At 37.7% G+C, this 22,424-nt stretch carries 26 protein-coding genes and 1 pseudogene; 11 read left to right on the forward strand and 16 right to left on the reverse strand.

Annotated elements, in window-relative coordinates:
* Nucleotides 1-68: 68 nt before the first annotated feature.
* The gene (locus Q5794_RS20485) at nucleotides 69-212 is read left to right on the forward strand and encodes a hypothetical protein (RefSeq protein ID WP_013058677.1); all 144 of its coding nucleotides are present in this window, start codon (nucleotides 69-71) and stop codon (nucleotides 210-212) included.
* Nucleotides 213-238: 26 nt separating this feature from the next.
* On the opposite strand, the gene pfkA is transcribed toward Q5794_RS20485, so the two are convergent.
* Nucleotides 239-1,198 (reverse strand): 6-phosphofructokinase, encoded by a 960-nt coding sequence (pfkA, locus tag Q5794_RS20490; protein ID WP_013058678.1) that lies wholly within the window; start codon nucleotides 1,196-1,198, stop codon nucleotides 239-241.
* 345 nt (nucleotides 1,199-1,543) lie between these two features.
* Here pfkA and Q5794_RS20495 point away from each other — a divergent pair, with 345 nt between their 5' ends.
* The 3 genes from Q5794_RS20495 to Q5794_RS20505 all read left to right on the forward strand — a co-directional run bounded on the left by Q5794_RS20495 (nucleotide 1,544) and on the right by Q5794_RS20505 (nucleotide 2,904).
* Nucleotides 1,544-2,221 carry a C40 family peptidase gene (locus tag Q5794_RS20495; RefSeq protein WP_016765281.1) on the forward strand — a complete coding sequence of 226 codons (678 nt, stop codon included), beginning with the start codon at nucleotides 1,544-1,546 and terminating at the stop codon, nucleotides 2,219-2,221.
* A 184-nt stretch (nucleotides 2,222-2,405) separates the two neighbouring features.
* Nucleotides 2,406-2,582: a hypothetical protein gene (locus tag Q5794_RS20500; RefSeq protein WP_374989242.1), complete on the forward strand. Its 177-nt coding sequence runs from the start codon at nucleotides 2,406-2,408 to the stop codon at nucleotides 2,580-2,582.
* Nucleotides 2,521-2,904 (forward strand): hypothetical protein, encoded by a 384-nt coding sequence (locus tag Q5794_RS20505; protein ID WP_374988396.1) that lies wholly within the window; start codon nucleotides 2,521-2,523, stop codon nucleotides 2,902-2,904. The genes Q5794_RS20500 and Q5794_RS20505 overlap by 62 nt, the downstream gene beginning before the upstream one ends.
* 152 nt (nucleotides 2,905-3,056) lie before the next feature.
* Here Q5794_RS20505 and Q5794_RS20510 read toward each other — a convergent pair whose 3' ends face one another.
* The 3 genes from Q5794_RS20510 to Q5794_RS20520 form a co-directional block, all read right to left on the reverse strand.
* Nucleotides 3,057-3,182, reverse strand: a complete 126-nt coding sequence (locus Q5794_RS20510; RefSeq protein ID WP_013058681.1) for a hypothetical protein — start codon at nucleotides 3,180-3,182, stop codon at nucleotides 3,057-3,059.
* Nucleotides 3,183-3,629: 447 nt separating this feature from the next.
* Complete coding sequence (locus Q5794_RS20515; protein WP_016765283.1) at nucleotides 3,630-3,755, reverse strand: hypothetical protein; 126 nt, start codon at nucleotides 3,753-3,755, stop codon at nucleotides 3,630-3,632.
* 102 nt (nucleotides 3,756-3,857) lie between these two features.
* Nucleotides 3,858-4,262, reverse strand: coding sequence for a secondary thiamine-phosphate synthase enzyme YjbQ (locus tag Q5794_RS20520; RefSeq protein WP_214984489.1), 405 nt, complete (start codon nucleotides 4,260-4,262; stop codon nucleotides 3,858-3,860).
* A gap of 118 nt (nucleotides 4,263-4,380) precedes the next feature.
* Between Q5794_RS20520 and Q5794_RS20525 the strand changes: the two genes are divergently transcribed.
* Genes Q5794_RS20525 through Q5794_RS20535 form a run of 3 tightly spaced genes read left to right on the forward strand, consistent with a single transcriptional unit; the run spans nucleotide 4,381 to nucleotide 8,060 of the window.
* Nucleotides 4,381-5,817: a spore germination protein gene (locus Q5794_RS20525; protein ID WP_192996389.1), complete on the forward strand. Its 1,437-nt coding sequence runs from the start codon at nucleotides 4,381-4,383 to the stop codon at nucleotides 5,815-5,817.
* 15 nt (nucleotides 5,818-5,832) lie between these two features.
* A complete protein-coding gene (locus tag Q5794_RS20530) occupies nucleotides 5,833-6,936 on the forward strand; it encodes a GerAB/ArcD/ProY family transporter (RefSeq protein WP_374988397.1) in 1,104 nt (367 codons plus the stop codon).
* The gene (locus Q5794_RS20535) at nucleotides 6,933-8,060 is read left to right on the forward strand and encodes a Ger(x)C family spore germination protein (protein ID WP_214984487.1); all 1,128 of its coding nucleotides are present in this window, start codon (nucleotides 6,933-6,935) and stop codon (nucleotides 8,058-8,060) included. Before Q5794_RS20530 ends, Q5794_RS20535 begins: the two co-directional genes overlap by 4 nt.
* Before the next feature lie 6 nt (nucleotides 8,061-8,066).
* On the opposite strand, the gene Q5794_RS20540 is transcribed toward Q5794_RS20535, so the two are convergent.
* Nucleotides 8,067-8,435 carry a hypothetical protein gene (locus Q5794_RS20540; RefSeq protein ID WP_013084654.1) on the reverse strand — a complete coding sequence of 123 codons (369 nt, stop codon included), beginning with the start codon at nucleotides 8,433-8,435 and terminating at the stop codon, nucleotides 8,067-8,069.
* A gap of 230 nt (nucleotides 8,436-8,665) precedes the next feature.
* Here Q5794_RS20540 and Q5794_RS20545 point away from each other — a divergent pair, with 230 nt between their 5' ends.
* Nucleotides 8,666-9,268: a DUF3885 domain-containing protein gene (locus Q5794_RS20545; protein WP_098579857.1), complete on the forward strand. Its 603-nt coding sequence runs from the start codon at nucleotides 8,666-8,668 to the stop codon at nucleotides 9,266-9,268.
* Between the two features lie 38 nt (nucleotides 9,269-9,306).
* On the opposite strand, the gene Q5794_RS20550 is transcribed toward Q5794_RS20545, so the two are convergent.
* The 5 genes and pseudogenes from Q5794_RS20550 to Q5794_RS20570 form a co-directional block, all read right to left on the reverse strand.
* Nucleotides 9,307-10,002: a hypothetical protein gene (locus Q5794_RS20550; RefSeq protein WP_214984648.1), complete on the reverse strand. Its 696-nt coding sequence runs from the start codon at nucleotides 10,000-10,002 to the stop codon at nucleotides 9,307-9,309.
* Nucleotides 10,002-10,871, reverse strand: a pseudogene (locus Q5794_RS20555) (ABC transporter ATP-binding protein). Before Q5794_RS20555 ends, Q5794_RS20550 begins: the two are co-directional and overlap by 1 nt.
* The gene (locus Q5794_RS20560) at nucleotides 10,868-11,236 is read right to left on the reverse strand and encodes a GntR family transcriptional regulator (protein WP_013058691.1); all 369 of its coding nucleotides are present in this window, start codon (nucleotides 11,234-11,236) and stop codon (nucleotides 10,868-10,870) included. Before Q5794_RS20560 ends, Q5794_RS20555 begins: the two are co-directional and overlap by 4 nt.
* A 106-nt stretch (nucleotides 11,237-11,342) precedes the next feature.
* Nucleotides 11,343-12,098, reverse strand: coding sequence for an alpha/beta family hydrolase (locus Q5794_RS20565; RefSeq protein WP_214984486.1), 756 nt, complete (start codon nucleotides 12,096-12,098; stop codon nucleotides 11,343-11,345).
* Between the two features lie 217 nt (nucleotides 12,099-12,315).
* Entirely contained in the window at nucleotides 12,316-13,206 is an 891-nt protein-coding gene (locus Q5794_RS20570; RefSeq protein WP_374988398.1) for a YitT family protein, read from the reverse strand.
* A gap of 259 nt (nucleotides 13,207-13,465) precedes the next feature.
* On the opposite strand from Q5794_RS20570, the gene Q5794_RS20575 reads away from it, so the two are divergent.
* The 3 genes from Q5794_RS20575 (at nucleotide 13,466) to Q5794_RS20585 (ending at nucleotide 15,842) form a co-directional block, all read left to right on the forward strand.
* Nucleotides 13,466-14,275 (forward strand): DUF4397 domain-containing protein, encoded by an 810-nt coding sequence (locus tag Q5794_RS20575; protein ID WP_214984485.1) that lies wholly within the window; start codon nucleotides 13,466-13,468, stop codon nucleotides 14,273-14,275.
* A complete protein-coding gene (locus Q5794_RS20580; RefSeq protein WP_057233947.1) occupies nucleotides 14,272-14,895 on the forward strand; it encodes a class F sortase in 624 nt (207 codons plus the stop codon). The genes Q5794_RS20575 and Q5794_RS20580 overlap by 4 nt, the downstream gene beginning before the upstream one ends.
* A gap of 128 nt (nucleotides 14,896-15,023) precedes the next feature.
* Nucleotides 15,024-15,842, forward strand: coding sequence for a glycerophosphodiester phosphodiesterase family protein (locus Q5794_RS20585; RefSeq protein WP_057233945.1), 819 nt, complete (start codon nucleotides 15,024-15,026; stop codon nucleotides 15,840-15,842).
* Between the two features lie 27 nt (nucleotides 15,843-15,869).
* Here Q5794_RS20585 and Q5794_RS20590 read toward each other — a convergent pair whose 3' ends face one another.
* The 6 genes from Q5794_RS20590 to Q5794_RS20615 form a co-directional block, all read right to left on the reverse strand.
* A complete protein-coding gene (locus Q5794_RS20590) occupies nucleotides 15,870-16,556 on the reverse strand; it encodes a hypothetical protein (protein WP_057233944.1) in 687 nt (228 codons plus the stop codon).
* A gap of 1 nt (nucleotide 16,557) precedes the next feature.
* Nucleotides 16,558-17,400, reverse strand: a complete 843-nt coding sequence (locus tag Q5794_RS20595; protein WP_214984484.1) for an ATP-binding cassette domain-containing protein — start codon at nucleotides 17,398-17,400, stop codon at nucleotides 16,558-16,560.
* Between the two features lie 119 nt (nucleotides 17,401-17,519).
* Complete coding sequence (locus tag Q5794_RS20600; RefSeq protein WP_116077336.1) at nucleotides 17,520-18,029, reverse strand: GNAT family N-acetyltransferase; 510 nt, start codon at nucleotides 18,027-18,029, stop codon at nucleotides 17,520-17,522.
* 35 nt (nucleotides 18,030-18,064) lie between these two features.
* Nucleotides 18,065-19,270, reverse strand: coding sequence for a TolB family protein (locus tag Q5794_RS20605; RefSeq protein ID WP_374988399.1), 1,206 nt, complete (start codon nucleotides 19,268-19,270; stop codon nucleotides 18,065-18,067).
* 361 nt (nucleotides 19,271-19,631) lie between these two features.
* Nucleotides 19,632-20,450, reverse strand: coding sequence for a membrane protein insertase YidC (gene yidC, locus Q5794_RS20610; protein WP_013058701.1), 819 nt, complete (start codon nucleotides 20,448-20,450; stop codon nucleotides 19,632-19,634).
* A gap of 505 nt (nucleotides 20,451-20,955) precedes the next feature.
* Nucleotides 20,956-22,335 carry a sucrose-specific PTS transporter subunit IIBC gene (locus tag Q5794_RS20615; RefSeq protein WP_116514644.1) on the reverse strand — a complete coding sequence of 460 codons (1,380 nt, stop codon included), beginning with the start codon at nucleotides 22,333-22,335 and terminating at the stop codon, nucleotides 20,956-20,958.
* Nucleotides 22,336-22,424 lie beyond the last annotated feature (89 nt).

A 22,424-nucleotide genomic window follows, 5' to 3' on the forward strand; every position in this document is an offset into this window, starting at 1 on the left:
AATTTTTAAAATTATTTGTCTACTTTTATGATAAACTGAAAGAAAACTTGTACAGAGGGGATGGAACGATGTTTGGTTTTGAATTAATTTGCACTTTTTGCAAAGGGCTCGGAAAGCTAGCCGTTATTCCTGGTATCGGTTACATGAAAACATGCAAACACTGCGAAGGGACAGGGATGCAATCAAAAAAAGACGAAACTCCTTCCATATAAGAAGTTTCGCCTCAGCCATACTGTGATTAGATTGAAAGTTCTTTAGATAAACGGTACATATCAGCATTGATATGGTGAGGTTCACCTAAAATTTCCATAATATCATAATCTACAATTTCATTTTTACGGATACCGATTGCACGGCCGCCTTTACCTTCTAGCAGAAGCTCGACTGCACGACCGCCGAAACGGCTTCCTAGCACACGATCTTGAGCAGTTGGGGAACCGCCGCGCTGAATGTGTCCTAATACTGTTACACGCGTTTCAATACCTGCAGCTTCATGCAGCTGCTTCGCTACTTCATTACCATTGGCTACGCCTTCAGCTACTACGATAATGCTGTGCTTTTTACCGCGCTCTTGTCCTTTTCTCAAACGATCAACCATTTCTTGGAACTCATCTTTTGCTTCTGGGATAAGGATTGTTTCCGCACCGCCAGCAAGACCTGACCAAAGAGCAATGTCTCCTGCATTACGACCCATAACTTCAATAATAAACGTACGTTCATGAGAAGTCGCCGTATCACGGATTTTATCAATTGCATCGATAACCGTATGAAGAGCCGTATCAAATCCTAATGTAAAATCTGTTCCTGGAATGTCGTTATCAATTGTTCCTGGGATACCGATACAAGGGAAACCAAGCTCTGTTAGTTTTACAGCTCCCATATATGATCCGTCTCCACCAATAACTACTAAGCCTTCAATACCGTGCTTCTTAAGGTTTTCAATACCTTTTAAACGCCCTTCTTCTGTTTTGAATTCTGGACATCTTGCAGAATAAAGCATAGTTCCGCCGCGTTGAATGATGTCACCAACATCTCCAACTTCTAGCTTTTTAATATTTCCTTCTATTAACCCTTGATATCCTTGATAGATACCGTAAACTTCCATACCTTCATGAATTGCTTTACGCACAACAGCACGAACCGCAGGATTCATACCTGGAGAATCTCCGCCGCTTGTTAATACACCTATTCTTTTCATTACTTTCACCTCATCAAAGTCACATACATGACTACTATATTATAGTTCTACATTTTACCCGAGTTCGAACTTTTTGTGTAGTAATTCACAACATATTTCTTTGTTAAATTTTAAATGTACATACTTTTTCATATCTTTTAGTTATTTACCGTCAAATATTCAAAGTTTTTCTAGCAATATTGCACATCTAAAGAACCCTTTTAATTACAGCTTTTATAAGGCTATATTCACCTTTATATTTCATTTTTTTCATATATGTAATGAAATTGTAACGTAGAACACTGTCGAAAGATGATATGATGAATTTACTCAAATCAGGAAAAATTTTCAGGGGGTACTAGTTTTATGAAAAAAGTAATAGCAGCTCTTACGCTTGCTGGCGTTATTGTTTCTACTAGCCCGATTGTCAGCCAAGCGGCTCTAGGCGACCAAACGCTTCGCCAAGGCATGAATCACCAAGATGTTAAACAACTACAACAAACGTTGAAAAATAAAGGTTATTTTAAAGGGAATACGACTACATACTTTGGGACTGTTACAACTTCTGCTGTAAAATCATTTCAGCGCAAAAATGGACTAGCAGCAGATGGTATTGTCGGAAAAGGAACGTATGCTAAACTAGGCGTTTCAGCAAAGGGTAAGTCGCCTTCTAGCTCAGCGCGCTATAACCCTAACGCTGTGATTAACAAAGGAAAACAGTATATGGGCGTTCGATATCGCTGGGGCGGAACAACGCCAAGCGGCTTTGACTGCAGCGGTTTTATTGGCTATGCGTTCAAACATGGTGGCGGGGTTCAACTTCCTCGAACAGTAGCTCAAATTTATCAAAAAGGAACGCGCGTCTCAAGTCCAAAAGCTGGAGATATTGTGTTCTTTCAAACCTATACAAAAGGGCCTTCTCATGCAGGAATTTATTTAGGAAATAACCAGTTTCTTCACTGCTCTTCATCTAAAGGTGTGAGCATCTCTTCTCTGAAAGAGAGCTATTGGAGCAAACGCTATTTAGGTGCTAAAAGAATGTAGTTTCTATAAAAAGGGCAAGCTGTGCGATTTTGATGCGGCTTGCTCTTTTTCTGCATGTAAAAGATTTGGTATAGTAGAAGCAGCACATTACATTGCAAAACCAAGCGTGTAGATGAATACTATGAAGGAAGTTGAATAAATGTACACCCTTTTAATTGACATGGATTCTGTCATTTGTGATCTCATGACGGATTGGCATAACCAATATAACAAAGATTATTGCGACAGCTTATCGGTTGAAAAGTTAAAATGCTGGGAATCAGAAAAGTATGTAAAGCCGGAATGCGGGACAAAAATTTATGACTACCTCGATCAGCCGGGGCTTTTTTTTACATTTAAAACCTCTGCCTCATGCTGTTGAGGTTCTTAAACGACTTTATGAAAGATTTTCCATTTTAATTGTCACAAGTAGCCGTACCTATGCTTATACAGAAAAAGAGCAGTGGGTTGAAAAACACCTTCCGTTTATCGGAAAATACAATATCGTGTTTACACACCAAAAAGATAGAATATACGGAGACTTGCTATTTGATGATGCACCGCATAATTTGAAGGCTTTTCAAGCTACAGGTCGCCATGCTGTTGCCATGAGCTACCCGTATAACGAAGAAGTAAAGGTCCCTCGCGTGAACGATTGGCTTCAGTTTGAACAGTACGTAAATACTTATTTTAACGAATGTTAAGCTAAAAAAACACGTGGACTTTGTCATCAGAGAATGAATGCAGTGCGTTTGTTAGCACAGCTACAAGCATAAAAAAACCGCCTTTTGGGCGGTTTTTGACGGATAGCCCCCCTAAGGGTTATCCGCTTTTTATTTAAAAAAGATATAGTTTTTTAGTACTTATCAGCTGATGAGAAAAAGTCCATAATGGCATGGATAATTTCAACGGACTGAAAAGAAAACAATGATATGGCTGTTAATGAAAAGAAACCAATCATGGCCATACGTACAAGTAACATAGACTAATCGCCTCCCTGTTTTGAACTAAATGAACGCACCCAAAACAATTCGCTATCTGTCTTTGTTTGTACGACGTTTTCGCCAAGCAAAGGCAGCTCATTCACTGCGTGTAACAATAACAATGAATCTTCATCTTTATCTTAAAGACTAAGCGTATAGTTAGTATATCAAATGAAACTTTTTCTTCAAGGCTATACTAGCGGTAAAAAAGGAAATAGTATGAAACGATGCGTTTTATCTTTATTTCATACAATTCAGTACCCTAATATTTATTATATTAAACCTTTTAAGAAAATTGCTACTATTATATCTTTTTTTATAAAAAAGATATCGAGACATAGCTACATACAGTAAACCTGCGTTCACCATCACAATGAAAAAATCCGAACGATTCATCGTTCGGATCCTCTTTTAACTAAAATACTTTTGTTCCGGCCTTCCCCATTTTATCGACATGTACTGTAATACTCATTGACAATGTCTAAAATGGTTGGGTATTCTTCCACCCATGTAAAATTTGTTTTTTCATTTTCTTTTTTTACTGTTTCTTGTTCTGCACCTATCTTTTCCATTGTTCAATCTCTCCCTTTAACTGTTATATAACATTTATATTAAATTAACTTTGTTTTATAACAATTTTCAGAAAAAAGTTGGACAATGACGTATAAAAAAAGTTATTGTGCCGATAAAATTTTCACATAATACGTACGAGTCCTCGGTCCATCAAACTCGCAAAAATAAATTCCTTGCCACGTTCCTAGCAGCAGCTGCCCATCGTGAACGATTATATGCTGTGAGGAGCCGACCGTGCTCGCTTTGAGATGCGCCGCCGTATTTCCTTCCATATGAAGATCTAACTTATGTTCCCACGGATATACTTCATCGAAGCGCCGGATCATATCGGTTTTTACATCCGGATCCGCATTTTCATTAATTGTTATACCAGCAGTTGTATGAGGACAGTAAACAACTACGGCCCCTTCTTTTAATCCTTCTTTTCTTAGTACTGCCTGCACCTGACTTGTAACGTCAACCATTTCGTCACGCTTATTCGTTTTTAACGTAAATGAATGTAGCATATCATCACCTCTTTTCTTTACCATAACATATCTTTTCTATTCTTCCACATTTTTCGCATAACTCGTTTTTACATCGTAAACACTAAGCTCATTAACACAACAGGCGGTGAGTTTATTTATGCTCGATTCAAAATTTCAGCCCAATGCAGACTACACCGTTCAAACGTTTCTAGATTTGGTGGGTCAAAATACGGATGTTGGTTCCAAAAAATTATGGCTGTCTCCCACAAAATATATATGCATTATTTATCTCCAAGGATTAGTCGACGGAGAAAAACTTGATAATCTTACTCAGCATGTTGTTGAGACCAAAGCAAAAAGTGAAACGCAAACAATCGATGACATCGATTCGTTTATTTCTGTCATTAAAGACAAAGAAGTTTATACATACAAGCAAGCGATCTCGTGTTTCTTTAAAGGTCAGCCCTTGCTGTTTATTAGCGAAAGCACCACGGCATACTCATTGAATATGTCTATGACCAAACAGCGCTCTTTAAGTGAACCTACAACAGAAAAAGTAGTGCGCGGCCCTAAAATTGCTCTTATCGAAAACTTAGATGAAAACCTTGGTCTTTTAAGGCAGCGTTCTACCGAAGAAGAAATGGTTATTGAAGACATTTATATTGGAAATACAAAGGAACATCGAACAAGTATCGTTTTTCATAATAAACACTGTCAAACTCACATTGTGAATCAAGTCCGGGAGAAATTATTAGACATTCCTTTAGATAACATTCAAGACTCAGGAATGATTGAAGAATTCTTAGAAGAAGCACCTTACTCACCGTTCCCTCAAGTACAAAATACAGAAAGACCGGATCGTGTTCTCGCTGCGGTGAATGAAGGGCGAGTAGCCATTTTAGTAGATGGCTCTCCTTTTGCTCTTTTAGTGCCTACAACTTTCGATATGATTATGAAATCACCCGATGATTATTACGAAAGATGGATAGCAGGTTCATTGCTAAGATTACTAAGGTACTTGTCTATTTTTATTACCCTATTCTTTTCAGCTATTTATATTTCACTCGTTTCGTTTAATCAAGGTCTGCTTCCGACAGAGCTAGCTATTACTATTGCGGCCACACGAGAAAACGTTCCTTTTTCTCCTTTTATCGAAGCGGTGGTCATGGAAGTGACGCTTGAGTTATTGCGCGAAGCCGGGCTGCGCCTCCCTACTCCTGTTGGACAAACAGTTGGACTTGTAGGCGGGGTTGTGATTGGGCAAGCAGCGGTTGAAGCACATATCGTTAGTTCCGTTATGATTATTGTTGTATCTGTATCGGCAATTGCTTCCTTTACCGTTCCTCAGTATGGAATTGGCCTTTCGTTTCGAATTTTGCGTTTCGTATCTATGATGATTGCAGCAATCTTTGGATTATACGGAGTTACCATGTTTTTTCTTGTTCTCGTCATCCATCTAACCAAACTCGAAAGTTTTGGTATGGCTTACTTCAAACCGTTTTTTGCGTTAAATAAAAAAGCGTGGAAAGACTCTTATATTCGTCTGCCAAACAAAAGTCTAAAACAGTCTAAAAATAAATCTCAACAAAACTGACAAAAGGAGGACCATATGCAACAATCACAGTCACAATCAAGCAAGCTTCTTTCAGACTTTTATGCCATTTCAATTATCTCTTCAACCATGCTGGGCGTCGGTTTATTAACACTGCCAAGCAGCATTACAAACCAGACAAATAATGCAGATGGATGGATTGTACTTATTATGGACGGCCTTTTGTTTATTGGAATTGTTCTTTTTTTAGTCTGGATGGTTAAGTATTTTACGATTAGCTGTATGTTTGATTTCTCGCAAGAAATAACCGGCAAGATTATTGGAAATATATTCAATTTTGCTATGGTCGTTTATTTCACATCTGTAGCAAGTTTCGAAGTAAGAGCAATGGCAGAAATGATTCACTTTTATTTACTGGAAACGATGCCTATTGAATTAATTATTCTTTCGTTTATTTTGACAGGTGTCTATTTAATCACTGGCGGCATCGATTCTATCGGAAAAGTAATGGCGCTATGTTTCCCTGTAACGGTCATCATTCTTCTTATCTTATATCTTCTTAGCATCGGAATGGTCGATTCAAAAAACTTACAGCCCGTGTTAGCCGATGGATTCAGCCCGCTTCTTTCTGCTTTTACAACCGTCTCTGTTTCCTTTTTAGGGGTTGAAACGATTGTATTTCTTCCAAAGCATATGAAAAACAAAAATCATTTACGAAAAGTTTCCATCATCGGATTTTCCATTCCTTTGTTTTTATATATTATCACTTACATATTAGTTGTAGGCGCATTATCTGTTCCGGAGGTAAAAACAACCGTTTGGCCTACGATTGAATTTGTTCAGACACATGAAGTAAAAGGAATTTTCTTTGAGCGACTTGAATTATTTTTGCTTATTGTCTGGCTTCTTCAGTTTTTTTTAACCTTTGTAATGTATTTCTTTTTAGCTGTTTCAGGCTTTAAAAAGATTTTCAAAAATCGATCAACTACCAATATTATCTTTCTTGTACCCGTTTTATTTATGAGCTCTTTAGCGCCCAAAACAGCAAGCGATGTGTCGCATTTTTCAACGGTATTAGGCTGGGCATTTTTAGTAACATTTTTAGTTATCCCTCTTTTTTTCAGCATGTTAATGAAAATAAAAAAGGTTGTGTTCAAATGACGAAAAAATGTCTTCCTGTCATGATGACCATTTTTTTATTATGCGGCTGTATGAGCCATCGAAATATTGAACAACTTGCTCTTGTTATAGGAGTGGCAATGGATATCACACCGAAAATCGAACCAAAAACAGGAAAAAATCAGCTTGTGCTGACTCATCAAACGCTAACCGAAACGGAATCCGGAAATATGTCTTCTTCTATTCCATACAAGAACATTACAACAGCTGGTCCTACTATTCATGAAATCACGCGAAATATTTCGCTAAAATCTGATCCTATATACAGTCAGCATCAGCGAGCACTTTTAATAGGAGAAAAAGCGAGCAAGACCATCCCTCTGGATGCGCTTATCAATCAGTTTGTCCGTGATAATGAAATACGGCGCAGCAGCCTTGCGTTTGTTACAAAAGGCGATGCTAAAAACGTTTTAACGATTCAAGGGATGTCTGTACCACCTGTAAACTTAATTTACGAGCTTGTTTACAATAAATTCAAAACGAATAAAATTTTAAATCCCCTAACAATGGGAGAGCTATCAGCCAAGTTAAAAACCGATCAAAGCTTTTTAATACAGCGGATTTCTAAGATTAAAAATAGCGTTGAACTAGACGGTGCGGCGATCATAAAAGATAAAAAAGCAAAATTCATCTTAACTCAGCACCAAGTGGAGGCTTTAACGTGGTTAACTGGGAATATTAAAGGCGGAATTATTTACGGCAAACACGGTCCATACCCCTTTTCCTATGAAATTGGAGATGTTCAGCAAGATGTGAAGGCCTCCATTGATTCAAATCACTCCGTTCATTTTGATATCAACGTTCAAACAAGCGGCAGGCTATCAGAAGATTGGGAGACTTCAAAACAGGCTCTTGCCGCATCTAATGTAAAGAACACCGAAAACAAAATAGAAAAAATTATTCGAAAAGACGCAGAAAAAACACTACGCTTACTGCAAAACAACTACAAAGCTGATGTGATTGACCTGCATAATTACGTACGAATTCATTATCCTCATTTTTGGAAAAAACATCAGCATGAATGGGATGAAATATTTAGCCAGTCGACCATCGACTATCATGTTCATGTTCAAATTAAAGATTTTGGGACACAGGGCAGGGATTAGCTCTTATTACTCAACGCCAGCTTCAGTCAGCTCTTTTTTCTTTAGTTCCATAATCGTGAACTTATCGGTATAGTTTTTGCTGACAAACAGCTGGCGTTCATTGTCGTTATTAAAATAAAATTTTTTATCATCTTGATATTGAAAATTCACTTTCTTCTTTTTCATTTGTTTAATAAACGTTAAGTAGTCATCTGAATGAATGAGATACCTTTTAGGCTTATCGGATATTTGAACAACGTCTTCACCGGAAGATTTTAATTTTACAATACTCCATGCAATGGGAAGAGGATTACCTTCTTGAAAGATCGTTTTGTGAAAAATGAGCACAAAGAAAGCAGCTGTAATAATTGAAATAAGAACAAGCTGTTTTTTCACCGTATATCATCCTTTCTTCACGTCGTTACTACGTTAAGTAATACGACAGGCGTATGAAAAAACCTGTTCATCCGCAAAGGTTGTGTAAAGAAATAATGCAAAATCAACAAAATATAACAGTTTGGTTACCTTTTGATTAAATAACATTACTTCTTTACAAATTTAGCTAATCAAGTGATAGACTAAACTCAACATATTAAGTCAGGACTAAACTAAATGAGGTGTTGCGTATGACCACAATGCGGCTTCAATCATACTTAACAACAATGTTTCCAAATGTTCAAATGAAAAGACCTCTTTTTTATAACGCGCCCGCAGGTATCCGCTTTACGCTTACCAATCAAAAAGGCGTGTGGGAACGAGAATACATGAAAAATGTGTACGCACGCGCTTACGAAATTTTTGAGGCGCTCCATGAAAAAAATGATGAGCTGTTACTTGTTTTCAAAGCGAATGCTGCACAGGATGATTTACTTTTAAAAAAGAAAAAAGAAACAGCTATTAAAAAATTCATTCGCTCTCGCCTGAAGAAACAAGAAGTTCAATCCGTAGCATTATTAAATAACGCTGAGTATATTATTGCCTGTAAAACCAATGATGTGAAAGAAAAGCTTCTTTTGCAATCAATTGCCAACCGCGATCTTCATATTCATCCGGCTATTGAAGAAGAGTGTTACATTGTGAATTTGAATAAAGAAACCATCTTCCACCTATACGACGAGCGCGGACTGGACATTGTATCGAACAATCAGTCTTCTCTTCAACTTCTTCAGCAAAAGTTTCACGATTGGATTCTAGATATTGATGCAGCTTGTTCAAAAAAAGTACAATAAAAAAGCAATCATTAAGTAAAGGAATGATTGCTTTTTTATTAGGCTTGATGGACAGGAGACGCTTTTTTTAAAAACAGCCAGTTGATAAGAAAGAATAGGAAGCTTACGATAACCATTGTTCCGAATGTAAGTAACAACGACCCGTTCGAAAAGCTTTTTATAAAATGAATAACCGGTTCTTTTGTCACTGGAATCGTAAACAGTAAAATTAAAACAGCACCGGTGATCATCCCTCCTGTTTGCCCGAATTTGTAAACGATGCTGCCGAGCAAACACGATGCTGCTGTAATAAAAAAGATAAATACAGCGTCCGTTACAAAGTGAACAGCGACAGCAGGGTCATGAAAGATAAAATCGCTCGCATAATAAATCTGAACATTCATTAAATTCAAACTATTAATCACCTTTATTGAAATGCTCATGATGACAACATTGATAAGGGACATTACAATTGCAAATAAAGCAAAAACACAGGTCATCGTTAAAAGATATGCTTTACGAGTAGCTCCTAACTTTAAGCAAAAGGAGAAACTTTTTCGAATGATAATAAAACTTACAATACCTGAAAAGATGTACTGCGGCATACTTGTTACTAATAGAAGATGCTCATTCACCTGACTGAACACTAAAATATCTACTACAACAAAAGCTAACAGAATCGTCCAAAAGCGAATCATTAAATACTTTAGTTCAACGTAGAGCGAATAACTAATGGCGGCAAACTGTCCTTTCATTACGCTACACCTCCACGATTTGCTGTAAGATAAATCATAATATCCTGTATGTGAACAGCTTCTATATGAAATGAACTGTCGACAAGCTCTTCAGCATAAATATCTTCATTAAAGAGCACTATTTTTTTCTCTCCTCCGAATACTTGTTCATGGATTACTTGCTTTCCTTTTTCATATTCTTCAATTTGACTTTTAGGTCCTTTCACACTTACACAGCGCTGCTGCAAATTTTCTGCCGTATCCTGAAGAATCAGCTTTCCTTTTTGCATAATGAGTACTTCTTCAAATAAATTACTTACCTCATCAATTAAATGCGTTGAAATAATGAACGTGCGTGGATATTCTTCATATTCATCCAATAAAAGCTCATAAAAACGCGCTCGCATCGCAGCATCAAGTCCAATATAAGGTTCATCAAAGATTGTGATGCTCGTTCGAGAAGATAGCCCAACAATAATTCCTAATGCTGATTCCATACCTTTAGATAATGCTTTCACTTTCATATTACAATCTAAATCGAACTCTTCCATAAGCCTCTCAGCAGATTCTTCGCTCCAATAAGGATAAAAAAGTGACGCAATTTTTAGCACGTCTTTGACTTTTAATGTTTTTTTGAAATTTCCGCTTTCGTTAATTAAGCAGATGTTTTGCAAAACAGATCAGTTTTCAAACGGAGATTGATTGCCCACTTTTACCTCTCCTGTCGTAGCTGGAATATGCCCAGCTACAATTTGCATCAGAGTCGTTTTGCCCGCTCCGTTTCTACCTAGCAACCCGTATATTTTATTTTGTGCTAGCGTAAGTGAAATGTCTTTTAACACTTGTTTAGCTCCATAGCATTTATTTAACAGCTGCGCTTCTATATTCATTTTATTTCCCCCTTGTCTAACAGCTCTTTTAACTCGTTTACCGTAATCCCCAAATGCTGTGCTTCTTTTTTCAGGGGAACGATAAAACGGTTATAAAATTCTTCTTTTCTTTGTGTAAGCAATACTTCTTTGGCGCCCGCACATACAAACATCCCTATCCCTCTCTTTTTATACAATATTCCGTGGTCAACTAGCTGATTAATTCCTTTAGCTGCTGTTGCAGGGTTAATGCGATACATTTTGGCAAATTCATTCGTAGACGGTACTCTTTCTTCTTCTGGAAAAGCATCATTCAAAATATTCTCTTCGATGGTTTCTTTGATTTGTTGAAAAATTGGTCGCTGATGATCTAATGATTGTTTCATTTTGACTACCTCACTTAAGTGGTTCATTACTTATGTAACTAACTATATAACTAACTGGTTATTTTTTTCAAGTGTTTTTTCCAAAAAAAGAAAAAAAGTCCGTCAGCTAGTTACTGACGGACTTTTTCATTTGACTGTTTAACCACTTGACCGTTCTTTTTACTAGCTCATCCTGCTGCTCTTTAGGGGAAATACTGGCTTTGTTGTCGCCTTTTTGTTTCCCGTACATTCCAAACTGTGCGTGATTAGCTCCTTTTACTTGGATCAGCTCCGTATTTTTTGAAAGTAAATGCTTGGTTTCTTTAATTTTTTCAGGCGTCGACAAACCATCTTTCTCACCGGTTAAAGACAAAATAGGATAAGTGGAAGTTGAAAAATTATTTTTATTCATCGGATACGATGCTAAAAGAACTAAGCCTTTTATTGAATTTTGATGATCATACGCATAAGAGGCTGCACTCACTCCTCCAAGGGAATGCCCTCCCATAAACCATGCGGAAATCTTCGGATAGCTCTTCACAATATCCGTTGCTTTGTTTTGACTAAAAAAACTCATATTAAACGGAGAACCTACAACAGCAACAAGATATCCTTCATTTGCAATTTGCTGAGCATAATAGCCATATGCTAACGGCTCTACTTTAGCACCTTGATAAATAATATAGCCAGCTTTTATCTCTTTGTTCGTTTGAGGCTTGAATACGTAATAATCGTCTTTCTTCACTACTTTTTTCTCATCTACTAGTGAGTGAAGCTGCTTTGAAGGTTCATAATCAAAACCTGACCATATGACAAAAAAAGCCACGGTTACTGCAACAAGAACGGCAAGACCGACTACTATTATTTTTAACGTTTTTTTCATGTCACTCCCTCTTTCTGTTTTTTTACTATGTACTCTTTTTATATCTTTTAGACATTTTACATGTTTGTTTCAAAGACATACGAGAAAAAAGAGGGGCTCAATATGCATGAAGCAGCAAAAGTGACACAAACCGTTACAAATAATCGAACAAGCAGAGAAAGCTAAAAATTCTGCTGTAAGCTATATAAGGGGCAGTCTCATTAGTAGACAACTTTCATTAATGAATATCTCGTTTCTTAAACCTTCCTCCCCTGACTTCAGCAATAGCCGCTACAGCAAAAAAAGCAGATGGATCTATCTCATCGATAATCGCTTTTAGCTTTGCTTCTTCAAGCCTGGTAATAACACAAAAAATGACTTTTTTATCATCTCCCTTATACGCCCCTTCCCCATTTAAATACGTGACGCCTCTCCCTAAACGAGCAAGAATTGCTTCGCCAATTTGTTCATATTGTTCACTGATAATCCAAGCTGACTTAGACTCATCTAACCCTTGAATCACAATATCAATCGTTTTAAAAGCAATGAAGTAAGCCATTAAAGAATACATAGCGCGATCCCAGCCAAATACAAAACCGGCACTTCCCAAAATAAATAAATTAAAAAACATAATCGTCTCACCTACGGAGAAAGGCGTACGCTTATTAAATAAAATAGCTAATATCTCGGTGCCGTCTAGCGAACCTCCGTACCGAATAACAATTCCTACTCCCACACCAAGAACAATTCCGCCAAACACAGTGGCTAAAAGAGGGTCACCTGTTAAGACCGGTAAGTCGTGAAAAATAGAGGTAGCAATGGATAGAATGATAACACCTAAAAGCGTAGATAGCGCAAATGTTTTTCCAATTTGCTTGTATCCAATAAAAAAGAATGGAAGATTTAATACGAAGATATAAAAGCCGATTTGAACATCCGTTAAGTGGGATAAAATAATAGATATACCTACAATTCCACCGTCAATAACCTCATTAGGGACAAGAAAAAATTCTAGCCCGACGGCCATTAAAAGGGCTCCCACTAAAATAAACAGCATGCGCTTTACAATCATTTTAGCTGATAGCGAACGATGAACAACCTTTTTTATTTCATGATTCGTTTGCAGCACATAACTTCCCCTCCTTTTATGATAGAGACATCAACTAATAACCAAACGCTCTATTTTAATATTATCACAAAATTCAAACTATTCACTTGCTCTTTTACAAAAATTTCATCTAATGAAATAAATTATGCATATATTGGATAAAATTGTAGATGATAACAAGTGAATAAATGCCCGAGTACGTTCAAAAGTGAATGCATGCCCACCACTTTTCATACGGGACTAACAGGACAAACTTAGATTAAAAGGAGAGTAAAACGTTATGAACCGTGTAAAGATTATTGCTGCTTCTTTACTCGCAGTTTTATTGCTAGCTTTTTCAGATAATTTCACTTCTGCAGCTGTGCAGGAGGCGATGATACGAGTTGTGCATGCGTCACCTGATGCACCTGAAGTAGATATATATGTGGACAATCAAAGCATCGTAGTCGGCGCATCGTTTAAAGATGTGACAGATTACCTTAAGGTACCTGCGGGTTCTCATAAAGTAGAGGTATATGCCATAGGTACAAAAGGAAAAGAAAAACCTGTCATTTCCACTAATGTAACCGTCGAAGCAAACAAAGCCTATACCCTTGCTGCTATTAACCAAGTTGCACACTTGGAATTAAAAGTAGCTCAAGATGATATGAACGTAGCCAAAGGAAAGAGTAAAATCCGAATTGCTCACTTTTCTCCAGACGCTCCCGCTGTTAATGTAGGTATTAATCACGGCCCTACTTTGTTTAAAAACACTGCTTTTAAACAAATGACAAATTATTCTGAAGTAGATGCCGGAACCTATGATTTGACCATTACAACTAGTCAAGACAATAAAAAAGTACTGGACATTCCAAACCTTAATTTAGAAGCCAACACGGTTTACACAGTGCTCGCTATTAACAAAGCCGACAGTCTTGAAACGCTTTTATTAAAAGATAATACGGCTATGCCTTCCGAAATGCCAAAAACAGGTATGGGCGGTGCTTCACAGGATAATTATAATTCAATTGTGCCGGTTCTTACTTTATTAGGAATTGGAGCGGTCGCTATATTTGTTGTTCGTCGTCACAGAGGATACGAAAGCGAATGAAATGGATAGGAGGGGTTTTCACCTTTTCTTTTATACTATTCATGAGCAGCTGGTTTGCCCAATCAGCAATTGCAAACAGCTCGACAGATTTTGTTGTGAAGATGGCTGAAACAAAATCGGCTCAATCCTTGAAATCTTTAGGAACTGCTTCTACGCCTCTTCCATCTCAGCTTATTATTCCAAAGCTTCATATCAAGGCTTTTATAAAAGGAATGGGCCTTACTAATCAAGGTGAAATGAGCGTTCCTGATAATGGTCATGATGTAGCTTGGTTTAAGCTTGGAGCAAGACCCGGAGAGGAAGGAAATGCGGTCATTGCAGGACATGTTGATGATCAAAAAGGACCCGCTATCTTCTATCATCTCGACAAGCTCACAAAAGGAGATGAAATTTTTGTAACCGATCAGCAAGGGGATCAGCTGACCTTTGTTGTTACCAATAAAGCTTCTTATCCCCGAGATTCTGCTCCTATCAGAGAGATTTTTGGTCCAACTTTTCAACACCAGCTTAATTTAATCACCTGTACGGGAACGTTTGATCATAAACAGAAAACTCATGAGCGCAGGCTCGTTATTTATACAAGCCTCCGCCCGGAAAAAACAGCCGATGTTTCTCACTAAACATCGGCGTTTATTACTTTTAGTTACATACTGGTTCGTTTTATTTAAATATTTACACAGCCTTAATATGAACACAACATCTCACTAGTAAACTAATGCACGACCCCTCAATAAAAAGGAGTTTTGATATGAGACGAAAATGGTGGTTTGTAAGCTCACTCACTCTTTGTTTATGCGGCATTTTTATGTTTATACATACGCAGGCAGCTTCTATTCAAGCAGAAAAAGTAGCCATTATTGCTCATCGAGGCGCATCAGGGTATGAGCCAGAGCATACGATGCAATCTTATCTCGCGGCCGTCCAGCAAAAAGCGGATTACATTGAACTGGATCTTCACATGTCTAAAGATCAGCAGCTTGTAGCAATTCATGACTACAAAGTTGACCGAACGACAAATGGAACAGGATATGTAAAACAGTATACAGTGAAGCAGCTTCAGCGTTTGAACGCAGGAAAAGGTAATAAAAAAGCCGTCATTCCAACTTTAGAAGAAATATTCCGTACGTTTGGCAATCGAACAAACTATTATATTGAAACAAAATCTCCTCATGAATATCCAGGTATGGAAAAGGAATTGTTGACACTGATGGCTAAGTACAACATTCATACTGATCACGTCATTGTACAATCATTTAGTCCTGAAAGCTTAAAAACCGTTCACCGCTACCGACCTACTATGAAACTAATTCAACTGATTCGTTCCAAGCAAACCAATATGTTAACAGATCAACAGTTCAGACAAATCAAAACGTACGCGAACGGCATCGGTCCTAACGCAAACACGCTAACAAAACCATATGTACAAAAAGCTCGCTCGTACGATTTAGACGTTCATCCTTATACAGTAAATGACGAAAAACAAATGAGAACGCTTATCGAGTGGGGCGTAACCGGTATGTTTACTAATTACCCGGATCGTCTTTATAACGTGCTTCATAAAGAATAAACACTTGCCGCAGCAAGTGTTTATTCTTTATACATCTCTTCTATTCGCTCTCCACAAGTACAGGCTAATTAATGCTATGGAATAAAGCAAAGCCCAGCCAAACACCAAAAATTTATTTAATCCTTCGTTAATAAATTGAATGATTGCAGATACGGGTGGCAATACATACAGCAGCAGTCCGCCTCCTTGATACGGAAATGAAACGCCTGCTGCTGCAAGCGTAACGATTAAAATAAATAGAGGTCCAAACCACGATAAGCTGCCTTCTCTTACAACATCTCTTGTGAAAACAAGGCCTATGCTCATACCAAGCAAACTAAACGTCCAGTGAATAATAAACCCAAACATCATTTGCTTAGTGGATATATCCACTTCAAACATATCAAGCAGCACGGGATAAGCAATGGAAACCGCTGATAAAAACGTAAACAGCAGCATACAGCTAATAAGCTTACTTATAAAGTACTTGTTCTTTTTCCCTACGTGAAGTTTTGTAATAACTTCTTGACTGGAATCTTCCGCGTGAAACAGCGACATCGTAAACCAAGTAGTTAGAAAAAAGAGGAAAAGTGCCGTATTAAAAAAGCTATCAAGCACCGGGTTCGGTCTATATGTATAGTTCATACACAGCGAAATAATATAAAGTGCAAGCGGCGGAATATATCGATACGATTTAATGTATGTAATAAAATGATAGCGAATCAATGCACCCATCTTAAATTTCTTCCCTTTCCATATGATATAGCTTTACAACTTCAGCTTGAACAGCAAGCAATTCTGCAAGAAACTCATTTACATATTTTTTATCTATATAAAAAATCCAGTAGTTTCCGTGCTGTTCAATTTTCGTGCACTTTTCTTTTAATAAACGAAGCGGCTTATTGAGAATGACATTTGCCTCAATAACCGTTAAATGCTCAATGAGTTGAACGCGCTCATTTTTTAAAATGCGCTGTGAGCCAATGGTGATAACCCGATCGGCTACAGCATGAATGAGCCTTTCTTCATGACACGTAAATACAATGGTCATCCCTCGTTCTTTGAGCTTTGTAAAAATTCGTTCTACTTCTAGCTGAGCACGAGCATCTAATCCTGATAGAGGTTCATCAAGCAATAGCAGCTTAGAAGAACTCAGCAGTGCTTGCATCATGTTGACTTTTTGCTTCATTCCTTTTGAAAAAGAAATGATTTCTTCATGTCTAAACTCTACCATTTCGAAAGTTTCGAGCAGCTCTTCAATTCTAGAGCTGCGCTTTTTCTTAGACAATCCTTGAATTCGTCCCATGTGCTGCAAATAACCTGCTAGCGTAAAACGAATCTCCTGAGGAAATTGTTCCACCACAAATCCAGGCGTACCGGTTTCTTTATGAAGGTGAATTGTCCCTTTAGTCGGTTTAGATAATCCGCCAATTAGCTTTAAAAACGTACTTTTTCCCGCACCGTTTTTTCCAACAATCGCCACAGTCTCTCCTTTATAAAGGGTCGTATGAATGTTTTCTAATACGGTATGTTTTTTGTATACTTTTGCAACATTTTTTAATTCAATCAGTTTTTCCATCTGCTGCCTCGCCTCTCCATAATCCTATATGTTAAATCATAGCATATTTATGGGGAATGTGCTTCCATCTCTATACGTTTCAGCTAATTTTTTCCCGTACAAAAAAGCCTTTGATATGATCAAAGGCTTTTCATAGACAATACCATATGCTCTTCATCGATAAATTCACCATCTACTTGAAGAGCTCTTTTTTCATACGCATAAGAAGTAAAACCGAGGCTTTTGTATAGGGCTTTTGCTCCTTCATTTTTAGCAGCGACGGCCAGGTAGATTTGCAAAACATTCGTTTTGGAAAAAGCTTGTTCAACAGCGGTTTTTAACAGCTTCTTTCCAAGACCTTTCCCCCTTGCTTCAGGGGCTACGTACATCCCCCAAATATCTCCTTTATGCTGAACCTTTAAAGGCTTTTGCTGCTGAAACCCTACGATCCCCACAAGCTGTTTTTCCATAAAAGCTCCTACTACAAATTCTGATTGGCTGCTTGGAAAATAATTTCGGATATCAGCAATTTCTTTTTCATATTCTTCTTCATAACTTAAAATAAAACTTTCGGGATGATCTTTTAAAGCACGAAGACGGAGTTCAAAGTACACGTCAGCGTCTTCTTTTACCAACAATCGTATATTCATTTTTTCACCTTAGTTTCTTATGTTTTAATTAGCTATTAAGGGTTGTACACGCTAAATACTTCATTCCACCGATACAGCTCATAATAATTTTCCGGCAGGTCTAAGCCTGAAATAAGTACCTTATCATTTTTCGTATCTTTTACGCGTGTTAAAAGATTTGCTTGTTTTCGATTTGTACGAATCCACATCGTTTGATTCGTTGCTTTATGATAAACAGGCGCATAATCTCCTAAGCTTTTTTGTGGAAATGTGAACTGACTTTGCTTATTGGTCTTTACGTTCATGCTATACAAAAAAGGCAGTGGCCTCTTTTTTTCATCATTCGACCACCCTGCTTCGGGCACACGTGAAATGATGATGTTATCTTTTTCTGTCCAAGTAAAATCCCAATCTGCGAAGCCTTTTGGAGTAAACACATGTTCTTTAAAAACCGGCATCTCTTTTAAAGTGAACTTTTTATTTTCAGTAGCAAACCTTCCTTCCCCATTAATAAATGCCAGTACTTGCTCTTCATTACTCCACTTAAACCAATTAGGTACATTAAGCATATCTCCCACTACTTGAAAAGCTTTCCCTTCTTTTGTAATGATGCACAGCTTATTTGCATCTGCAGACATCGAAGCCGTTGGAATAGCGATAAAACTAATCCATTGACCATTAGGAGACCATTTGAAGCTGCTTGTTGTATACGCAAAAAACGAATCATTTTCTGCTGGCAGCGTCGTAAAAGCCTCCACTTTCTTTACGTCTAACCCTGCATATTTGCTCACTGTATATAGCTTTATCGTTCCCCATCCCGTGGGCGCTAGCGCAGCAGCTGACGTAATTAAAAATCGATCTCCTTCTGGAAACCATGAAAACTGATCAACTCCTACGGCTACACGCTTCTTTTCATGCGTTTTAACGTTGTAATATACTAAGATTCCATTCGAAATATACGCAAGTTCATCAGCAACCGGTGACCATTGATAATGAGTCACATCATGTTCAACAAGTAGCGGTTTTCCTTTTAACGGTGCAATCATTAAAGAATCATTTTCTGCATAAGCAACTATATCTCCATGTGATGACCATTGAGGCATAGAGGCATGACGGGCATAGGATAACTGCCTTTCGGTACCGTTATCATATACCCATAGGTTTCCTTGCCGTATAAAACTGACTTTCACTGTATTGGCAGCATTTATTTGCATAGGGAACAACATAAGAAAAAGCAGACATAACGCTATTTTTTTCACCATGTTCACTCCTGTCTTTTTTTATAGCGTTACACAAATCTCCTCATCTCATCACATTTTTGAAAAAATAAAAGAGGTTAAGACATAACGAAATGAATTTAATCGAAAGACGAACAAATGAGATACATGAGCTGAACCTCTTGTGACACCGCAGTTGATTTCCGTGCAAGACTTCGTCTAGCCCTCCAATCAACTGCTAGAAGCAACGAAATAGATGAAATCTCCGTTTACCATAACAAAAAAAACGAACCACTAATCAAATATTTTGATTAGTGGTTCGTTTTTCACTTCGGTTAAATTACTTTTGTCCCAGCCTCTTTTTAAAAAATAAAAAAGCGCAGCGAATAGCTGCGCTTTTTGTATATTATGATTTTGACTTAGATTTTGGTGATGGCTTTGTTTTAGCTTGTGCTGTATTATTAGCCGCATCTTTTTCTTTTAATAAACTCATACGTTTTTTCAAGTAGTAACCTTGTCCAATTCCAAATAAGTTACCAATTACCCAATATAATGCAAGAGCAGATGGAAGTGAAATTCCCGCTACTAAGATGAAGATTGGCATAATGTTCATCATCATTTTCATTGGAGGTTGAATTTCATCCGTCATACTTACACGAATTTGTAAGAATGTCGTAATCGCTGCAACTACCGGTAAAATGAAGTAAGGATCTGGCTTTCCTAAACTTACCCATAAGAATGAATGCTGCGCAATTTCATGTGTTCGTGCAATGGCATTATAAAATGCAATAATAATAGGCATTTGAATAAAGATTGGCAAACATCCGCCAACCGGATTAATTTTATGCGTTTGGTAAAGCTGCATCATTTCTTTTTGCTGCTTTTGCTGTGTTTCAGGATCTTTTTTACCAGCATATTTCTTTTGAATCTTTTCCATCTCTGGACGAAGTGCTTGCATAGCCATCGTGCTCTTTTGCTGTTTTAAAATAAGTGGCAATAGAACTAAACGAATGATAACCGTCGCAATAATAATAGACAGACCATAGCTTCCGCCTGCCCACTCAGCAATTTTCGTTAATGCCATAGATAAAGGGTAAACAAAATAATGATCCCAGAATCCGCCGCTTGTAGCCGTGACCGGTGTTTTTGTACTGCTACAGCCGGCTAGAGCTAAAAGAAGCGCTCCCATTAAACCAAGCAATAATAATTTTTTATTTCTTTTCATATTCTTTCCTCCTAATAATGACTAAATGTATGAAGTGTTTTTCAGAAGGAAAGGATCTTCTTCATCATTATTCTTCTCTTTAACTGGTGTTTTTCTATACACATGTATAAATACATTTCGTCTTTTCCATATTGTTAATACTGAAGGGTCAATCCCTGCATTCACATGGTCGGTGACAGGTTCCGCATGAAAAGCCGTAAACCTAGCTTCACGAAGCATATAATAACAAAGGATGTATAAAACGAAAGCAGATAAATACGGCGCATATAGAAAAAGATCGTGATAAAATTCCATGTGCCAGCTCTCTTTCTGACTATAATAGTACAATCCAATATATGTAGTGTAGCATTTACGTTCCTGTTACACAACATCAACTTATCTCTTTGACTGTTCTACGTATTACTTTTTAAAAAGTTTCATATTTACGACACAAAATTTGCTCACCATAAAATATGATGAGCAAATCTAATACCATTCTTTATTCTCTTATGCTTACCGCTACTTCTCAGTCTTCTTTTAGTTTCATGAACCACGTAACGCCGAATGCTACACCTACAGAAATAATCATGCCGATTATATAGTGAATTAAATTGCTCATACCAAGCGGTGCAGCAATGGCCATCATTGGAATACCTGTGAGTCCGTAGGCATTGGCTACTACGTGCATAAGTACAACATAGCCTCCTCCGGCTGCTCCGCCTATAGCCGCAGCAATAAATGGCTTGCGAAGTCTTAAGTTAACGCCGAAAATAATCGGTTCTGTAATTCCTAAGAAGGAAGAAATAGCCGCTGGAATCGCAATTTTTTTCGTTTTGGCATTTTTCGTCTTAAAGTAAACAGCCAGTCCTGCTCCTCCTTGCGCCACGTTCGCGCAGGCCCAAATAGGAAGTAAGAAGTTAACGCCAATCTTCGGATTAGCAAGCAGTCCTGCTTCAATAGCATGAAAACTGTGCTGCAAGCCCGTTAATACAATAGTTGAGTATAAGCCACCAAACAAAATTCCTGCAAACACTCCGGCTACATCGTATAGAGACTGAAGGCTGATCGAAATTAAATCTCCAATATAGCGCCCGAAAGGACCAATAAACACAAGTGACACAAAGCCTGTGATAATAACAGTTAAAAAAGGCGTAACAAGTAAATCAACCGAATTCGGCACAATTTTTCGGAGTCCTTTTTCAATTTTGCTCATGACGTAGATAGCCAATAAAATCGGAACGACCGTACCTTGATAGCCAATCAGCGGAATACTTAAGCCAAACAAATCCATATATTCTGGCTTAGCATCTGCTAATGTCCACGGATTTAATAACATCGGATGCGTTAAGATCCCTCCGATAACCGCTCCAAGATAAGGATTTGAACCAAATTCTTTTGCAGCTGAAAACCCGATTAAAATCGGTAAAATGATAAATGCTGCGCCTGAGAACATATCCAACAACACAAACAACGCGCTATCTTCTGAGACCCAGTGGAACGCTTTCATCATCCCGAGCAGCCCCATTAGTAAACCACTGGCTACAATGGCTGGAATAATCGGAACAAAAATATTGGAAAGCATGCGGGCAAAACGGGCAAATGGGTTCATTTTCTTTTTCATTTCTTCTTGATGATCCGCTGGGGCAGCAGCCTCGTCAGCACCTAATTCTTTCACAAAAGCAGCGTGGATTTTATTAACGAGACCGGTTCCAAAAATGATTTGAAACTGTCCTGAATTTGAAAAAGCCCCTTTTACATCTTCTATTTCATCTAAACCTTTTTGATCGATTTTGCTTTCATCTCGAATAACTAGGCGCAAACGCGTAGCACAGTGCTGCGCACTAGCAATATTTTCTTTTCCTCCTAAAAGCGGAACAAGTTTTTTAGCAATTTCTTTTACGTCCATCTTACTTCCTCCTTTTTGTATGTCATAAAAAAAGCAAGACCTAAAACACGCTTATAAAAGACACACTTGTCCTTCATGCGCATTCTAGG

The sequence above is a fragment of the Priestia megaterium genome (assembly GCF_041941685.1).
Classification (GTDB): domain Bacteria; phylum Bacillota; class Bacilli; order Bacillales; family Bacillaceae_H; genus Priestia; species Priestia megaterium_C.

Bases quoted from the DNA above. Each gene is read 5' to 3' on its own strand.
- Q5794_RS20595 (WP_214984484.1), bottom strand. From the start codon at position 17,400: ATGGAAAAACTGATTGAATTAAAAAATGTTGCAAAAGTATACAAAAAA.
- Q5794_RS20495 (WP_016765281.1), top strand. From the start codon at position 1,544: ATGAAAAAAGTAATAGCAGCTCTTACGCTTGCTGGCGTTATTGTTTCT.
- yidC (WP_013058701.1), bottom strand. From the start codon at position 20,450: ATGAAAAGAAATAAAAAATTATTATTGCTTGGTTTAATGGGAGCGCTT.
- Q5794_RS20530 (WP_374988397.1), top strand. From the start codon at position 5,833: ATGCAACAATCACAGTCACAATCAAGCAAGCTTCTTTCAGACTTTTAT.
- Q5794_RS20580 (WP_057233947.1), top strand. From the start codon at position 14,272: ATGAAATGGATAGGAGGGGTTTTCACCTTTTCTTTTATACTATTCATG.
- Q5794_RS20525 (WP_192996389.1), top strand. From the start codon at position 4,381: ATGCTCGATTCAAAATTTCAGCCCAATGCAGACTACACCGTTCAAACG.
- Q5794_RS20585 (WP_057233945.1), top strand. From the start codon at position 15,024: ATGAGACGAAAATGGTGGTTTGTAAGCTCACTCACTCTTTGTTTATGC.
- Q5794_RS20510 (WP_013058681.1), bottom strand. From the start codon at position 3,182: ATGTTACTTGTACGTATGGCCATGATTGGTTTCTTTTCATTAACAGCC.
- Q5794_RS20485 (WP_013058677.1), top strand. From the start codon at position 69: ATGTTTGGTTTTGAATTAATTTGCACTTTTTGCAAAGGGCTCGGAAAG.
- Q5794_RS20575 (WP_214984485.1), top strand. From the start codon at position 13,466: ATGAACCGTGTAAAGATTATTGCTGCTTCTTTACTCGCAGTTTTATTG.
- Q5794_RS20615 (WP_116514644.1), bottom strand. From the start codon at position 22,335: ATGGACGTAAAAGAAATTGCTAAAAAACTTGTTCCGCTTTTAGGAGGA.
- Q5794_RS20535 (WP_214984487.1), top strand. From the start codon at position 6,933: ATGACGAAAAAATGTCTTCCTGTCATGATGACCATTTTTTTATTATGC.
- Q5794_RS20515 (WP_016765283.1), bottom strand. From the start codon at position 3,755: ATGGAAAAGATAGGTGCAGAACAAGAAACAGTAAAAAAAGAAAATGAA.
- Q5794_RS20565 (WP_214984486.1), bottom strand. From the start codon at position 12,098: ATGAAAAAAACGTTAAAAATAATAGTAGTCGGTCTTGCCGTTCTTGTT.
- Q5794_RS20550 (WP_214984648.1), bottom strand. From the start codon at position 10,002: ATGAAAGGACAGTTTGCCGCCATTAGTTATTCGCTCTACGTTGAACTA.
- Q5794_RS20605 (WP_374988399.1), bottom strand. From the start codon at position 19,270: ATGGTGAAAAAAATAGCGTTATGTCTGCTTTTTCTTATGTTGTTCCCT.
- Q5794_RS20560 (WP_013058691.1), bottom strand. From the start codon at position 11,236: ATGAAACAATCATTAGATCATCAGCGACCAATTTTTCAACAAATCAAA.
- pfkA (WP_013058678.1), bottom strand. From the start codon at position 1,198: ATGAAAAGAATAGGTGTATTAACAAGCGGCGGAGATTCTCCAGGTATG.
- Q5794_RS20505 (WP_374988396.1), top strand. From the start codon at position 2,521: ATGACTACCTCGATCAGCCGGGGCTTTTTTTTACATTTAAAACCTCTG.
- Q5794_RS20600 (WP_116077336.1), bottom strand. From the start codon at position 18,029: ATGAATATACGATTGTTGGTAAAAGAAGACGCTGACGTGTACTTTGAA.
- Q5794_RS20500 (WP_374989242.1), top strand. From the start codon at position 2,406: ATGACGGATTGGCATAACCAATATAACAAAGATTATTGCGACAGCTTA.
- Q5794_RS20545 (WP_098579857.1), top strand. From the start codon at position 8,666: ATGACCACAATGCGGCTTCAATCATACTTAACAACAATGTTTCCAAAT.
- Q5794_RS20590 (WP_057233944.1), bottom strand. From the start codon at position 16,556: ATGGGTGCATTGATTCGCTATCATTTTATTACATACATTAAATCGTAT.
- Q5794_RS20520 (WP_214984489.1), bottom strand. From the start codon at position 4,262: ATGCTACATTCATTTACGTTAAAAACGAATAAGCGTGACGAAATGGTT.